The sequence below is a fragment of the Streptococcus danieliae genome, from assembly GCF_009767945.1.
Taxonomy (GTDB): domain Bacteria; phylum Bacillota; class Bacilli; order Lactobacillales; family Streptococcaceae; genus Streptococcus; species Streptococcus danieliae.
Genome location: NZ_WSRS01000009.1, coordinates 19,866 through 34,982, shown reverse-complemented (window position 1 = coordinate 34,982; position 15,117 = coordinate 19,866). Strand labels below are relative to the sequence as shown.

General features: G+C 43.6%; 18 protein-coding genes and 2 pseudogenes. 18 read left to right on the top strand and 2 right to left on the bottom strand.

Features of this window, described 5'->3' with window-relative positions:
- Positions 1-369 (top strand): annotated as a pseudogene (locus E5983_RS01990) (transposase); the annotation flags it as partial.
- A 66-nt stretch (positions 370-435) separates the two neighbouring features.
- Here the strand turns inward: E5983_RS01990 and E5983_RS01985 are convergent.
- Positions 436-552, bottom strand: a pseudogene (locus tag E5983_RS01985) (tautomerase family protein); the annotation flags it as partial.
- Between the two features lie 101 nt (positions 553-653).
- On the opposite strand from E5983_RS01985, the gene E5983_RS01980 reads away from it, so the two are divergent.
- From E5983_RS01980 to E5983_RS01930, 12 genes are all read left to right on the top strand, one after another.
- Positions 654-1,235 (top strand): thymidine kinase, encoded by a 582-nt coding sequence (locus E5983_RS01980; protein WP_160332250.1) that lies wholly within the window; start codon positions 654-656, stop codon positions 1,233-1,235.
- Between the two features lie 2 nt (positions 1,236-1,237).
- Positions 1,238-2,317 carry a peptide chain release factor 1 gene (gene prfA, locus E5983_RS01975; protein WP_160332249.1) on the top strand — a complete coding sequence of 360 codons (1,080 nt, stop codon included), beginning with the start codon at positions 1,238-1,240 and terminating at the stop codon, positions 2,315-2,317.
- Entirely contained in the window at positions 2,318-3,163 is an 846-nt protein-coding gene (prmC, locus tag E5983_RS01970) for a peptide chain release factor N(5)-glutamine methyltransferase (RefSeq protein WP_160332248.1), read from the top strand.
- Positions 3,144-3,743, top strand: a complete 600-nt coding sequence (locus E5983_RS01965) for an L-threonylcarbamoyladenylate synthase (RefSeq protein ID WP_160332247.1) — start codon at positions 3,144-3,146, stop codon at positions 3,741-3,743. Before prmC ends, E5983_RS01965 begins: the two co-directional genes overlap by 20 nt.
- Entirely contained in the window at positions 3,740-4,996 is a 1,257-nt protein-coding gene (glyA, locus tag E5983_RS01960) for a serine hydroxymethyltransferase (RefSeq protein WP_160332246.1), read from the top strand. The genes E5983_RS01965 and glyA overlap by 4 nt, the downstream gene beginning before the upstream one ends.
- A gap of 1 nt (position 4,997) precedes the next feature.
- Positions 4,998-5,969 carry a nucleoid-associated protein gene (locus E5983_RS01955; protein WP_160332245.1) on the top strand — a complete coding sequence of 324 codons (972 nt, stop codon included), beginning with the start codon at positions 4,998-5,000 and terminating at the stop codon, positions 5,967-5,969.
- Positions 5,969-6,574, top strand: a complete 606-nt coding sequence (locus E5983_RS01950) for a lysozyme family protein (protein WP_160332244.1) — start codon at positions 5,969-5,971, stop codon at positions 6,572-6,574. The genes E5983_RS01955 and E5983_RS01950 overlap by 1 nt, the downstream gene beginning before the upstream one ends.
- Before the next feature lie 65 nt (positions 6,575-6,639).
- A complete protein-coding gene (locus E5983_RS01945) occupies positions 6,640-7,140 on the top strand; it encodes a dihydrofolate reductase (RefSeq protein ID WP_160332243.1) in 501 nt (166 codons plus the stop codon).
- Between the two features lie 3 nt (positions 7,141-7,143).
- The gene (locus tag E5983_RS09690; protein WP_179923975.1) at positions 7,144-7,314 is read left to right on the top strand and encodes a hypothetical protein; all 171 of its coding nucleotides are present in this window, start codon (positions 7,144-7,146) and stop codon (positions 7,312-7,314) included.
- Between the two features lie 20 nt (positions 7,315-7,334).
- Positions 7,335-8,567, top strand: a complete 1,233-nt coding sequence (gene clpX, locus E5983_RS01940; protein WP_160332242.1) for an ATP-dependent Clp protease ATP-binding subunit ClpX — start codon at positions 7,335-7,337, stop codon at positions 8,565-8,567.
- 95 nt (positions 8,568-8,662) lie between these two features.
- Positions 8,663-9,250, top strand: coding sequence for a ribosome biogenesis GTP-binding protein YihA/YsxC (yihA, locus tag E5983_RS01935; RefSeq protein WP_160332241.1), 588 nt, complete (start codon positions 8,663-8,665; stop codon positions 9,248-9,250).
- A 104-nt stretch (positions 9,251-9,354) separates the two neighbouring features.
- Positions 9,355-10,050: a LexA family transcriptional regulator gene (locus tag E5983_RS01930; RefSeq protein WP_160332240.1), complete on the top strand. Its 696-nt coding sequence runs from the start codon at positions 9,355-9,357 to the stop codon at positions 10,048-10,050.
- Between the two features lie 166 nt (positions 10,051-10,216).
- On the opposite strand, the gene queG is transcribed toward E5983_RS01930, so the two are convergent.
- On the bottom strand, positions 10,217-11,344 hold the full coding sequence (queG, locus tag E5983_RS01925; protein WP_160332239.1) for a tRNA epoxyqueuosine(34) reductase QueG: 1,128 nt from the start codon (positions 11,342-11,344) through the stop codon (positions 10,217-10,219).
- Between the two features lie 217 nt (positions 11,345-11,561).
- Between queG and E5983_RS01920 the strand changes: the two genes are divergently transcribed.
- From E5983_RS01920 to dprA, 5 genes are all read left to right on the top strand, one after another.
- Positions 11,562-11,753: a hypothetical protein gene (locus E5983_RS01920; protein ID WP_160332238.1), complete on the top strand. Its 192-nt coding sequence runs from the start codon at positions 11,562-11,564 to the stop codon at positions 11,751-11,753.
- Positions 11,754-11,824: 71 nt separating this feature from the next.
- Positions 11,825-12,193 (top strand): VOC family protein, encoded by a 369-nt coding sequence (locus tag E5983_RS01915; protein WP_160332237.1) that lies wholly within the window; start codon positions 11,825-11,827, stop codon positions 12,191-12,193.
- A gap of 366 nt (positions 12,194-12,559) precedes the next feature.
- Positions 12,560-13,411, top strand: coding sequence for a ribosome biogenesis GTPase YlqF (gene ylqF, locus E5983_RS01910; RefSeq protein WP_160332236.1), 852 nt, complete (start codon positions 12,560-12,562; stop codon positions 13,409-13,411).
- Positions 13,398-14,156, top strand: coding sequence for a ribonuclease HII (locus tag E5983_RS01905; RefSeq protein ID WP_160332235.1), 759 nt, complete (start codon positions 13,398-13,400; stop codon positions 14,154-14,156). The genes ylqF and E5983_RS01905 overlap by 14 nt, the downstream gene beginning before the upstream one ends.
- A 39-nt stretch (positions 14,157-14,195) precedes the next feature.
- A complete protein-coding gene (gene dprA, locus E5983_RS01900; RefSeq protein WP_160332234.1) occupies positions 14,196-15,038 on the top strand; it encodes a DNA-processing protein DprA in 843 nt (280 codons plus the stop codon).
- Positions 15,039-15,117: the final 79 nt, after the last annotated feature.

Genomic DNA, 15,117 nt, shown 5'->3' with positions numbered 1-15,117 from the left:
GCCCGCCTCTATAATTTGTCAGACGAAGCTATGGAATACCAATTGCTTGATCGTCTGTCTTTTCGCCGTTTTGTTGGTTGCGATGATCAGAAAATTCCAGATGCTAAAACTATTTGGCTATACCGAGAACGTCTAACCAAATCTGGAAAAGAACAAGAGCTCTTTGATTGTTTCTATCTAACTTTGGCAGAAGAAGGTCTACTAGCTCATAAGGGACAGATTGTTGATGCCACTTTTGTGGAAGCACCTAAACAAAGAAATTCTCGAGAAGAAAATAAACAAATCAAAGAAGGGAAGGAGCCAGAGGACTGGAATTCAGCTAAACGTTCTCAAAAGGATACCGATGCACGTTGGACTAAAAAGGGAGGGCAAGAGTCCCTTCTTTTTTTATATGACGGAATACTTCTGGTTTTTAGAGGTGCCCTTAAGTGTTTCTTATTTGGTTTTCATTTGCCCTTGGGGATAATAGGTTCCCTCAGGTAGGTCTTGAATAAAGACATGGATGGCTTCCTTGATAGCTCCTGTATGTTTCATAACTGATTCGGTTACTTCTGCTAAAGCTGTTCTACCATAAAGAGCCTCGGTAAAAGACTGTAAATTTCATGAGATTTATTGTATAATTTGTTAGAAATAATTTTTTAGAAAGTTGAATCATGGCGCAGCTCTATTTTAAGTATGGGACAATGAATTCGGGAAAAACAATTGAAATCCTTAAAGTAGCCCATAATTATGAAGAACAGGGGAAGCAGGTCTTGATTATGACCTCGGCCCTAGATACCCGAGATGGCGTCGGAATGGTGTCTAGTCGGATTGGGATGCGACGGGAAGCCTTGGCTATTGACGATGAGTTTGATCTCTTTGGCTTTATTGAAAAAGAGCAAGAGGACCTTTACTGTGTCCTGATTGATGAAGCTCAATTTCTCAAGCGGCATCATGTTTTTGCCTTGGCAAGGGTCGTGGATGAACTGGATATTCCGGTCATGGCCTTTGGTTTAAAGAATGATTTCCGAAATGAATTGTTCGAAGGTTCAAAATACCTTTTACTCTTTGCGGACAAGATTGAAGAGATTAAGACTATTTGTCATTATTGTTCTAAAAAAGCAACAATGGTCCTCCGTATGCAAGATGGAAAGCCGCTGTATGATGGCGAACAAATTCAAATCGGGGGCAATGAAACCTATGTATCAGTTTGCAGAAGACATTATTTTAATCCAGAATTAGAAGGAGTTGTCTGAGGATGAATATTTATGATCAATTACAAGCGGTGGAAGATCGCTATGAGGAGTTGGGGGAACTTTTGAGTGATCCCCAGGTCGTCAGCGATACCAAACGCTTTATGGAGCTTTCTCGTGAAGAAGCTTCGACACGGGAAACGGTGGCTACCTATCGGGAATACAAGCGGGTGCTACAATCCATTACAGATGCAGAAGAGATGATTAAGGATGCCGCTGGTGATGCCGAGTTGGAAGAAATGGCTAAACTGGAATTGAAAGAATCCAAGCAGGCCAAAGAAGATTATGAAGCTCAATTGAAAATCCTTTTATTGCCCAAGGATCCAAATGATGATAAAAACATTATCTTGGAAATTCGGGGAGCAGCTGGTGGAGATGAGGCGGCTCTCTTTGCAGGGGACCTCTTGACCATGTACCAGAAATATGCAGAAACCCAAGGCTGGCGCTTTGAAGTTATGGAAACTTCGATGAATGGTGTCGGTGGTTTCAAAGAAGTTGTCGCTATGGTCTCTGGCCAGTCTGTTTATTCCAAGCTCAAATATGAATCCGGTGCGCATCGGGTTCAGCGGGTTCCAGTGACAGAGAGTCAAGGCCGCGTGCACACGTCAACGGCAACTGTCTTGGTTATGCCAGAAATCGAAGAAGTGGAATACGACATTGATCCAAAAGACCTGCGGGTAGATATCTATCATGCCTCAGGAGCCGGTGGTCAGAACGTCAATAAGGTGGCGACGGCCGTTCGGATCGTGCATTTGCCAACCAATATTAAGGTTGAGATGCAGGAAGAACGGACCCAGCAGAAAAACCGTGATAAGGCTATGAAAATTATCCGTGCCCGGGTAGCCGACCACTTTGCCCAGATTGCCCAAGACGAGCAAGATGCTGAGCGTAAATCAACCATTGGTACAGGAGACCGTTCTGAGCGGATTCGGACCTATAATTTTCCGCAGAATCGCGTGACAGACCATCGAATCGGTTTGACCTTACAAAAGTTAGATAGTATTTTGTCCGGTAAGTTAGATGAGGTGGTCGACGCCTTGGTCTTGTATGATCAGACGCAGAAATTAGAGGCTTTGAACCAGTAGATGAAATATAGCCAACGATTCCAGTCCTTTCACCAACAACTAGTACAAATTGGCGAAGAGCCGGAAGCCTTTGATTTCTTAGTTCGTCAAGTTTTTAACTGGACCTTTACCGATTTTGTTTTCTTTTTGCAAAAAGAAGAAGAGGCTGAGATGTTAGCCCAACTGGAGTCCTATCATAAGCGCTTGATAGCCCATGAGCCGGTCCAGTATATCCTTGGTAAAACTGACTTTGCCGGTCTAGAATTTCTAGTTGATAAACGGGTTCTGATTCCCAGACCAGAAACAGCAGAGTTAGTTGAGTTACTTTTAGCAGAAAATCCCGATGAGAATGTAAGAATGGTAGATGTGGGAACAGGGAGTGGAGCAATCGCTCTCGCAGTAGCTCAAAAAAGGCCAACCTGGGAGGTGTGGGCTTCCGATATTTCGAAGGAAGCCTTGCAAGTCGCTGAACTGAATCGCGATAGACTAGACTTGCAGGAACGAGTAAATTTGCAGCAAAGTGACTTATTGACGGATTTGACAGGTCCCTTTGATATTATTGTGTCAAATCCGCCCTATATTGCTTGGGAGGATCGAGAGGAAGTCGGTTTGAACGTCCTCCACTCAGAACCTCATACAGCCTTATTTGCAGAGGAAGATGGTTTAGCCCTGTACAGAAAATTAGCTACAGAATCACGAACTTCTTTAAAACCCACGGGTAAGATTTATTTAGAGATTGGCTATAAGCAGGGCCAAGCGGTCCAAGGTCTCTTTCAAGCAGCCTTTCCCAAGGCCCGTGTCAGAGTGTTGCAAGACCAGTTTGGTCAGGATCGGATGGTGGTAGTAGATGGACATCTTAAAGAATGAGTTAGAAGCTGGTCGAGCTGTGATCTTGCCAACGGAAACGGTTTATGGACTTTTTGCAAAAGCCTTGGATCAGGACGCAGTGGATTTGGTTTATAGGCTTAAACAGAGACCCAGAGACAAAGCCATGAATCTTAATATCGCAAACCTTGAACAAGTAACAGAATATGCGAGTGAGATTCCACCTTGTTTTCAGGATCTAGTGGCTCATTTTTGGCCTGGCCCCTTGACCATCCTGTTAAAAGCGCGGGACAGTGTCCCAGTTTGGATCAACTCTGGTTTACCTACAGTCGGTTTTCGGATGCCGGATCATCCGCTAACCCTAGAGTTAATTCAGGAAACCGGACCACTGATTGGACCATCTGCTAATTTAAGTGGTGCCAGTAGTGGTCAGAAGTTCCAAGATATTCAACAAGATATTCCCGTACTGGGCTTGGCAGATGATGCCTTTTTGACTGGAGTTGACTCGACGATTCTCGATTTATCCCAAGAACCGGCTCGGATTCTCAGGCAAGGTGCCATTACCCAGACAGACTTACAAGCAGTGATTCCCCAGTTAAACTTTAAAGAGGTGGAAAAATGATTTTTGAAAATACCGATTATCGCAACTATGACCCAGAACTATGGGCAGCAATCGATGCAGAAACCAAACGCCAGGAAGAAAATATTGAATTGATTGCATCGGAAAATGTTGTTTCCAAAGCCGTTATGGCTGCTCAAGGCTCCCTGCTGACTAATAAATATGCAGAGGGCTATCCTGGACGCCGTTACTACGGTGGTACAGAAGCTGTCGATGTGGTCGAAAATCTAGCCATTGAACGGGCTAAGGAAATTTTTGGAGCCGGTTTTGCCAATGTTCAACCTCATTCGGGTTCCCAGGCTAATGCTGCGGCTTATATGGCCTTGGTGCAACCAGGAGATACCATTCTAGGAATGGATTTGTCAGCGGGTGGCCATTTGACCCATGGCTCACCAGTTAGTTTTTCTGGAAAAACCTATCACTTTGTTCCCTACAATGTTGATCCAGAGACAGAATTGTTGTCTTACGATGAATTAGAATCCTTAGCTAAGGAACACCAACCAAAACTGATTGTGGCTGGAGCTTCTGCCTATTCTCGGATTCTCGATTTTGAACGCCTGCGTCAGATTGCTGATTCGGTCAATGCCTACCTCATGGTCGATATGGCCCACATTGCCGGTTTGGTAGCTGCGGGTCTTCATCCCAATCCTATGCCTTTTGCCCATGTGGTAACCTCCACAACCCACAAAACCCTTCGGGGTCCACGGGGGGGCTTGATTCTGACCAACGATGAAGATTTGGCCAAGAAAATTAATTCAGCGATTTTCCCAGGCCTTCAAGGTGGTCCCCTAGAGCATGTGATTGCTGCTAAGGCAGTTGCTTTTAAAGAGGTGCTGGATCCAGCCTTCAAAGACTATATGCAACAGGTTTTGAAAAACACCCAAGCTATGGTTGAGATTTTTTTGCAAGACGAGGATTTTCGTGTAATCTCTGGTGGATCTGACAATCACCTCTTTATGGTAGATGTCACAAAGGTCGTGGAGAACGGAAAAGTTGCCCAACAACTTTTGGATGATGTCCATATTACCTTGAACAAAAATTCCATTCCATACGAGCAACTATCACCTTTTAAAACCTCTGGTATCCGTATCGGAACCCCAGCCATCACGGCTCGTGGCTTCAAGGAAGAAGAAGCTCGGAAGGTCGCTGCCTTGATTATTAAAACCTTGAAATCAGCAGATCAGCCAGCTGTCCTAGAAGAAGTGAAGGCAGAGGTGGCTGAATTGACCAGTGCCTTCCCACTATACAAGGATTAGTATGGATATTTATATTAAGGAAGCCATTATTCATCAATTTTCACCCCAAAGTTTAGACCTGCAGTTTTCCAAAGAACCCCTCGAATTATCTCCTCGTATTGATGAATATCTGCGGAAAAAAATTGAAAAAGTCTATTCAGAGGATGCCAAAAAAGGTGCTTTCGACTCGGGAAACACCTTTTTCAGCCATATCCAAGATGATTTGATGGAAAGCTCGCGAACAATCAGCACACTCTGGTTAGAGGCCTTTAAGGAGGCGGAAAACCAGAAAATGAACGATTTGATTTTTGTTGGCTTTGAAAAAGAGGGACAAAGTCATTTTGCCTTTTTACGCTTGGTCCTTCGCGATAGTTTGACTGATTTAGGCCAAGAAGAGAACCGAATCCAATTAACACAGAACCATTTACCTGGTTTTGGAGCTAGTCCAGATGAAGGCTTGGTTGTGAATCGAGTGACTGGCCAATACTTTTTATTGGAAAAACGCATCAAGGCTCAGGGGAGTTTCCTTCACTATTTTTCAGAAAAATTATTGGAAGTAGAACTGGCTCCCTCTCCGAAAAAATCAATCCAGACAATGGAAAAAGCGGCTCAAAAAATCGCTGAAAGTTTTCAAGCGGATGATTTCCAGTTCCAATCAAAACTTAAGTCCTCTTTGCATAAAAACTTAGAGGAGAAGCAGGAGTTGCGACCAGAAGATATTGCCAACGATTTGTTCCAAGACAATTTGACAGCTCGTCTAACCTTTATTGATCAGATGAAGGAAGAGGTTCCTGAAACCATCCAGTTTCAAGAAATCGATAGCCAACGTCAATTGAAGCGATTGGAGAATCAGAAATTGTCGTTGTCGAATGGAATCCAGCTAATTGTACCAAATCCAGTTTATGAAGATGCTGAATCGGTGGAATTTATCATGAATGAGGATGGCACCTATTCAATTCTGATCAAAAATGTGGATACGATTGAGAGTCTCTAATGTTGAAACGATGTGTTAGTTTACTAGTAGTAGTCTTATTCGTCCTAGGACTGTGGCGAACCTGGCAGACAGCTCAAACCGTGGCCCGTGTGCGTCAGTTCCAACCGATGGTGGAAGCAGCGTTAAACAAGGAAAATTCATCCTTGGATTCTGATTTGGTGCTGGCGATTATTTATACAGAAACCAAGGGTCAGGGCCAGGATATTATGCAGGCCAGTGAAAGTTTGACCGGTCAAGTGGATTCCTTAGCCAGTCCCCAAGCAAGTGTCGCTCATGGCGTAAAAACACTCAACAATTATTATCTTCATAGTCAAGAATCAGGGGTTGATGAATGGACTGCGGTGCAAGCCTATAATTTTGGAGGGGCCTATATCAATTATGTGGCGGAAAATGGTCAGAAAACTAGTCTGGATCTGGCACGTGCCTATTCTAGAGACGTTGTGGCACCGAGTCTAGGAAATTCCAAGGGCGAGACCTATTCTTATTGGACCCCTATTTCAATCTTTCATGGGGCAGAACTTTACCGCGATGGTGGAAATTATTTTTATGCCAATCAAGTTCGCTTGAATTTAGATGTGATTCGCTTTTTTGAGCGTTTTAGCTAGCTTGATTTCCCCATTTTGGGTTCGCTTTTGATAAAATAAAAACAAGCAAGTAAGGGGGGGACAAGGTGCCCAAGAAAATAAAAGCGATTTGGGCTCAAGATCAGGAAGGTTTAATTGGTCAAGATGGCCATCTTCCCTGGCGTATTCCAGAAGAATTGAGCCATTTCAAAACCACAACTATGGGCCAGGTCCTGCTAATGGGGCGTGTCACTTTTGATGGAATGGGGCGCCGTATCTTACCAGGCCGGACAAGTCTGATTCTAACGAGGGATCCGGATTACCAAGTCGACCATCCGGATGTTTTGGTTTGCCATTCTGTTGAGCAGGTTTTGGACTGGTACCAGAAGCAGGATTTGGATCTCTATGTCATTGGTGGTCGGGAGATTTTCTGTACTTTTGAAGATTACTTGGATGAATTGGTATGTTCGGAGATCCATGGGAAGTTTGCAGGAGATGTTTATTTTCCGGAAGCTTTTTCTTGGCAGTCATTTGAGCTGTTTGAGCGTTTAGAGCAACCAACCGCCTCGATTCCCTTTACAATTTATAAATATAGGAGGACAGCATAAAAAATGGAACGCAATCTATTTGGACTTTTTACAGCCCTGCTTGGAGTGATTTGTGTTTTGTGTGCCATGCAATCTTTTCAAAAACGGCGCTACGGTTTAACAGCATTTTTTATGTTGAACGCTTTTACAAATTTGGTGAACACGATTCACGCGGTTTATAATACTTTATTTTAATCTAGGAGTTAGATTTATTTATGTCGAAATCGAGATCAAATGAAGTGATGATTTATTGTTCCTTCTGTGGTAAAAACCAAGATGAAGTAAAAAAAATCATTGCTGGAAATAACGCATTCATCTGTAATGAGTGTGTCGAATTAGCCCAAGAAATTATTCGTGAAGAATTGGCGGAAGAAGTTTTGGCAGATCTATCGGAAGTGCCAAAACCACAAGAACTCTTGGCTATTTTAAATCATTATGTGATTGGTCAGGACCGGGCTAAGCGGGCCTTGGCCGTGGCTGTTTATAACCACTACAAACGGATTAATTTCCATGATAACCGAGATGAGGAAACAGATGTTGAACTTCAAAAATCCAACATTCTCATGATTGGGCCAACCGGTTCAGGAAAGACCTTTTTGGCCCAAACCTTGGCTAAAAGCTTGAATGTTCCGTTCGCCATTGCAGATGCAACAGCCTTAACGGAAGCCGGTTATGTCGGAGAAGATGTTGAAAACATTCTCCTAAAATTGCTACAGGCAGCTGACTTCAATATTGAACGAGCAGAACGTGGCATTATCTACGTAGATGAGATTGATAAAATCGCTAAGAAAAGCGAGAATGTTTCTATCACACGCGATGTTTCCGGTGAAGGTGTGCAACAAGCCCTGCTAAAAATTATTGAAGGAACTGTTGCCAGCGTACCCCCTCAAGGTGGTCGCAAGCACCCGCAACAGGAAATGATTCAAGTCGATACCAAAAATATTCTCTTTATCGTGGGTGGTGCCTTTGACGGAATCGAAGAGATTGTCAAACAGCGCCTCGGGGAAAAAATTATTGGTTTTGGTCAAAATAATAAGGCTATTGATGAGAATGGTTCCTACATGCAAGAAATCGTCTCTGAGGACATTCAAAAATTCGGAATTATCCCTGAATTGATTGGACGTTTGCCAATTTTTGCGGCTTTGGAGCCGTTAGAAGTTCAAGATCTAGTCCGCATTTTGAAAGAACCGCGGAATGCCTTGGTGAAACAATACCAGACCCTGCTATCTTATGATGATGTCGAGTTGGAATTTGAAGACGGAGCCTTGGAAGAAATTGCCCGTTTAGCCATTGATCGGAAAACAGGAGCTCGTGGTCTTCGCTCTATCATTGAGGAAACCATGATGGATATTATGTTTGAAGTTCCGAGTGAGGAAGATGTGAAAACTGTTCGCATCACCAAGGAAGCTGTTCTTGGTTTGGAAAAACCTATTTTAGAAACTGCTTAATACTCAAACTCGTTTAACCCAATATAGGCTCGAGAGTATAAAGAATAAAAGGGGGAGTAGGGATCCAGATCCCGCTCCTTTTTTAAGGAGATAGAATGGAATTAAACACACACAATGCAGATTTACTTCTGAGTGCCACCAATAAAAGTCATTACCCACAGGATGATATTCCTGAAATCGCTATGGCTGGCCGTTCAAATGTTGGAAAATCCAGCTTTATTAATGGGATTTTGAATCGAAAAAATCTGGCACGGACCTCCAGTAAACCAGGAAAAACCCAACTCTTGAATTTTTTTGATATTGATGGCCAATTACGATTTGTAGACGTCCCTGGTTATGGTTATGCCAAAGTCTCTAAAAAAGAACGTGAAAAATGGGGAAAGATGATTGAAGAATACCTAACAAGTCGGGAAAATCTTCAAGCGGTCGTGAGCCTGGTTGATTTTCGCCATGCTCCATCCCAGGATGATGTCCAAATGTACGATTTCCTTAAATATTATGAGATCCCTGTGATTCTCGTTGCGACCAAGGTTGATAAAATCCCTAGAAGTCGTTGGAATAAGCATGAAAAAATGATTAAGGACAAGTTGGACTTTGATCCTAGCGATGACTTTGTTCTCTTTTCATCTGAAACCAAACACGGAATTGATCAGGCCTGGGATGCTATTCTGTCCAAAGTTTAACCGAGGAGACTGATGAAATTTCCTTGTCCCTCTCGATAAGAGAATGGACAAGGATTTCTTTTTATTATATAATGTGTTTTATAAAACACACAAGGGGGATTTTTATGTTTTCTGGTCAACGATTAAAAACTTTACGGCAACAAGAGGGGCGGACACAGGCTGATTTAGCGCTTGTTTTGGGTATTAATCGAGCTTCCTATGCCAGCTGGGAATTGGAACGGGCGCGGCCTAATCAGGCTCATTTGCAACACTTAAGCCAGTATTTTGGGGTGGAGGAAACCTATTTTGAGTCTGAGTATGCCATTGTCCAACCCTATCTCCAGTTGAATACTGACAACAAGAGAAAGGCAGAGGATTATGTCGAACAGCTATTAGAAACACAGAAGAATTCGATTCAAGAGAAGCTTGTGCCCCTGTTTGCAATTCAAGTCCTAGATCAAGTGCCCTTATCTGCTGGTTTCGGGGAGACTTACTATGATGAGCAGTCCTTCCAGACGGTCTATACAGATCAAGAATATTCCTATGACTTTGCTTCCTTTATCCAAGGGGATTCCATGGAGCCTCAGTATTTTGATGGGGAAGTTGCCCTCTTTAATGATGACGGTTTTGACTATGATGGCGCTGTTTATGCCATTTCTTTAAATGGTCGTGCCTACATCAAGCGGGTTTACCGAGAAGAGGGGGGATACCGAATTGTCTCCTTCAATGAAAACTATGAGGACCTGTTCGCTGGTCCTGATGACGATTTTCGGATTGTTGGTAAGGTTATTGGTCATTTTCGTCCTGTCGAGGAGCTTTAGGGAACCTCTAAAAACCCCAGTTTTTCTTCAAATTGAATCACTCAAACCTTGATAAATCAACATTTAGATTTTCAGAAATTTAGTTTTTAGAGGTGCTCTTTAGTATGTATAAATGAAAAAACACATCCGTTGCTGTAGAGGACGGATGTGTTTTACCTTTTGAAGATTAGTCAGTAGCTACTTGCCATTTATTGAGGAGTCTTGCTTGTTCTGCTTGTCCGTCCTCATCCAATCCTGTCAAGGTTTCGATAAAGGTAATCATTTCAGGATTTGGCTGGGGAACAATTTGTCCGATGGCCCAGATAGCGGTTGCTACGTGGATTTTATTTTGGGATTTGTCGATAATTTCCAGTAATTTAGGAATGGCAGATCGGTCTCGACTGTTGGCCAGGGCGATAATGGCATTGCGTTGAAGAATGTTCTTGCCACGCCAGGAACCAGCTACATGGCCAAATTTTTCCTTGAACTGCCCGTTACTCAATTCCAGAAAGGGGAGGAGCTGAGGCTGGGCTAGCTCTGGATCAATTTCTGTGTGGGCTTGGTTGAGAATACCTTTGTTATAAGGACAGGAAATCTGGCAGATGTCGCAGCCATAAATAACGGTTTTAATTTTTTTACGGAATTCCAGGTCCATCATGCCCTTGTCCTGGGTTTGAAAGGACAGGCAGCGTTTAGCGTTCATGGTCCCATCACCAAGCAGACAGGAGGTTGGACAGGAGGTGAGGCAACGGGTACAATCGCCGCAACCATTGGGAACTGGTTGGTCGGGTTCAATTTCTAAATTGGTCACCAGTTCCCCTAAAAAAACATAGGATCCGTATTCTTTGGTAATCAAAAGGCCATTTTTCCCGATGAAGCCCAGACCGGCTCGTTGGGCAACAGCCGTATCCACCAGGGCACCGGTATCGACCATCGTTTTGTATTCCAGTTGGGTATCCAGCTGACGGATGGCTGCCGCTAATTGCTCCATTTTATCCTGGAGGAGGTAGTGGTAGTCAATTCCCCAGGAAGAGGGGGTGAATTTCCCTCTTTTGAATTGGGATTTTTCGGCTGGGGTTGGTAGTTTATGGGGATAGGCTAGGGCAATGGAAATGATTGTTTTAGCTGAAGCCAGGCTCAGTTTGGGATCTAGTCGTTCTTCAATGACCTTGTGTTCGAAGCCGGAAGACCGGTCTTCTTCTCTGGCTAATCGCAGAGATTTCTCTAAGTAGTTGAAATCATCGGCTGTTGTAAAGCCGATTTTTGAAATTCCGATTTCTTTCGCTAGCGCTTTAATCTCATCCTTTAGGTTCATAGTCTTATTATACTTCAATTTTGCCAAAACAAAAACAAATAAAAATTAAGTTATGTTAAAAATAAAATTTGTTCATTTTTCACATAACACTTGCTAAGCGCTTCCATAAAGAGTATAATATAAATATAAACAAGCGGTTAAGGGGTCTGCAGACGATGTGGGCTTGAGACCCTAAAGCATTGCAAGGCCTACATCCTTAAGGAAAGGAGCTGTGCTTATGCATCTCATAGATAAAGACCTAGTTGTTAAACAGGCGGTTCGCAACCAAATTCGCGACGCAAAAGCGGCCCAGGAAATTTTGGGAACCTGGTCCCAGGAACAAATTGATGGCTTGGTAAAAGCTGTCGCTGAAGCAACCTACGCCAAACGGGAAGAATTGGCGAAAATGGCTCATGAGGAAACGGGCTAATGTGAAATTTTAAGAGTAAAGAGAGAAAGGAGAGTTTGGTTAGATTTCCTAACTGAACGAACAGCTAACTGATGTTTAGAAAAGATTTTGGATTGATGCTTTATGTTGCGGATGTGGCAGCTGAGAAGGTTTTTTGGTCGGCAGCAGGTTTTGTCATTATTTCAGAAAGTGAAATGATGGGGTTTGACACCTTCGACATGAAACCCCATGCGGATTCAACTGTAACCATCACAGTTTTTGCCAAAGAGTTTATTCAGCAAGTATCGCCAGAAGTTGCAGATAATGTACCGAGCATTCTTTTTGAGGTGGACGAGATCGAAGTCTTACATGAAAACATTTCTGCTTTGACGGATACCTGCAGTCCAGTAACAGAGATGCCTTTTAAGACCTTTAACTTTGCCAGCCCATCTGGTCTCTACTTTGCAGTTAAGGGTAACTAGATGATTCGATTTGGGCAGAACAAGAGAGGTTGATTTTAGGATCAGCCTTTTCTTGATTTTAAATATAAGAGGGGGCGAGTCTCTCCTTCAAAGAGCAGCGGAATGTGGTATAATGAATAAGATTATATAAAAAACAGTTGTAAACGTTGATTTAATAGCATTTCTAGCTGTTTTAATTCAATAAAGTGGCATAACTGTTTTCAATTTGATTGACAAGTTGATCAGTCATTTTTTCTGGTATCGGGGGACTCTATTATTGGTCAGATTTATCAAGAGCAATCCCCTGAATAGGCCCTGGTTGAATAGGATGAATAATAGGAGGAGTAAGCATCCTCTAAAAACTTGGTAGTGAAGGAGATTTTAAAGATGGCAACAATTCAATGGTTCCCTGGACATATGTCCAAGGCGAGACGGCAGGTGCAGGAGAGTCTCAAGTTTGTCGATTTTGTGACGGTCTTGGTCGATGCACGCTTGCCCCTATCTAGTCAAAATCCCATGTTAACAAAGATTATTGGGGATAAGCCACAGTTGTTAATTCTCAACAAGGCAGATTTGGCAGATCCGCAGGTAACCCAAGAATGGCGTACCTATTTTGAAAAGCAGGGCAAGACGGTTCTGGCTTTAAATTCTAAAGAGGCCTCCAGTGTCAAGAAAGTGACCGAGGCCGCGAAAACGCTCATGGCTGCTAAATTACAACGGCAGGAAGAGCGTGGAATTCGGACACAGACTCTGCGAACCATGATTATTGGGATTCCCAATGCTGGAAAATCAACCTTGATGAATCGTTTGGCGGGTAAAAAAATAGCGGTAACGGGCAATAAGCCAGGTGTGACCAAGGGCCAACAGTGGTTGCGGACCAACAAGGATTTGGAAATTTTAGACACACCAGGGATTCTGTGGCCAAAATTTGAGGATGAGCAAGTGGCTTTGAAACTAGCTCTAACGGGAGCCATCAAAGACCAGTTGCTACCAATGGACGAGGTGACGATTTTTGGACTGGATTACTTCAAAATCTATTATCCAGAACGTTTACAGGAGCGTTTTCCCAAGCTATCCTTGGATTTGGAAACACCGGATTATATTATGGATGGAACAAACTTGTTAGGTTTTCGAGAGGATTATGACCGTTTTTACCAATTGTTTGTCAAAGAGGTTCGTGATGGCAAGCCTGGACGTTATACCTTGGACCGGGTAGGTGATTTAAATGGCAACGATTAACGAAATTAAGGCCTTACTAGCAGGGGTGGATCGCTTGGACCACCCTCTTTTTCTGGACATGCAGGAGGATTCACGGCAGGGGGTTCAGAAGCTCTTGGTACAGCGGCAAAAGCAGTTGCAGGCTGCCTTGGCTGAGCAGGAGCGTGTAGAATCCTTGGTGGCTTTTGAAAAGGAGTTGTATGCCCAAGGATACACAGCGATCGCTGGGGTCGATGAAGTTGGTCGCGGACCCTTAGCAGGACCCGTCTTGGCTGCGGCAGTCATTTTGCCAGCCTCTAGCCGGATTAGGGGGATTAACGACTCTAAAAAATTAAGCAAAAAGAAATTAATGGAAGTCTATGAGGCCATTAAAGCAGAAGCGCTTGCTATCGGTATTGGCTGTATCGATGCAGCAATGATTGATCAGGTCAATATTTACCAGGCCAGTAAGCTGGCCATGCAGGAAGCGATCCAGAAGCTGGAGATTCAGCCGGACTATCTTTTGATTGATGCCATGGAGCTGGATCTTCCGCTGCCGCAAACCAGTTTGATTAAGGGGGATGCCCGTAGTCAGTCGATTGCTGCAGCTAGTATTATTGCCAAGGTAGAGCGGGATCGACTCATGGAGGCTTATGATCAGCAATTTCCAGGTTACGATTTTGCAAATAATGTGGGTTATGGGACAGCGAACCATCTACGGGGCCTAGTCCAACTAGGTCCTTCTCCTATCCATAGAATGACCTTCGCTCCCCTCAAGAATCTGTAATTTTTCATTTCTTTTGCGAATAAGCAAGAGAGGTGAATCATGAAAGCATTTGATATCTTTTACTTACGTAAGTTAGGGTTAAGCAATTCTCAAATTCGGAAGATTATCGATTATGAGAAAGGCCGAGGAGAAGAAGTTCTCCGCAATCGGTTGGTGGTCTCTGGTTGTAAAGAGCCCTTTGACCGCCTCCAGAAGGCTAAGAAACTGGATCCACAGGCCTTGCGAGCGGAATTTCACTCCTTTCCCTCTTTTGTCGTAGACGATTCTGTCTATCCAGCTAGTCTCAAAGAAATTTATGACCCGCCCTTGTTGCTGTTTTACCAGGGGAATCTGGACTTGTTACAACTGCCTGCGCTCGCGGTTGTTGGTAGTCGTATGGCCAGCCCTTACGGAATCCAAGCTGTTTCCAAAATTATTACGGAGCTTCAAGGAAAATTGGCGATTGTCAGTGGCTTAGCCAGGGGCATTGACACCGCGGCTCACAAGGCAGCCCTCAGAGCAGCAACACCGACAATCGGGATCTTAGGGACTGGCTTGGGCCGGGTCTATCCTCTGGAAAACAAGCGCCTACAAGAATATATGGGACACCACCAACTATTGCTGAGCGAGTATGGTCCCCAGGAAACTGCCAAGCCCTACCATTTTCCCAATCGCAATCGGATTATCGCAGGCTTGTCTGTAGCAGTTTTGGTGGCTGAAGCCAAGGTACGGTCGGGCAGTTTAATTACAGCGGATCGCGCCCTAGAATCTGGCCGAGAGATTTACGCCATTCCTGGTTCGATTCTATTAGAAAGTCATGAAGGGTGTCACCAGCTCTTGAAAGAGGGAGCACGCTATGTTTCATGCGGTTTAGACATTCTCAACGACTTAAAACTAACTTAAAGTTTTCCTATAGAGATACTGAATTGTTGACAGGCTTATAAAAATAGAGTAAACTTGTCCCAGTTTAATTTGAAGTGAA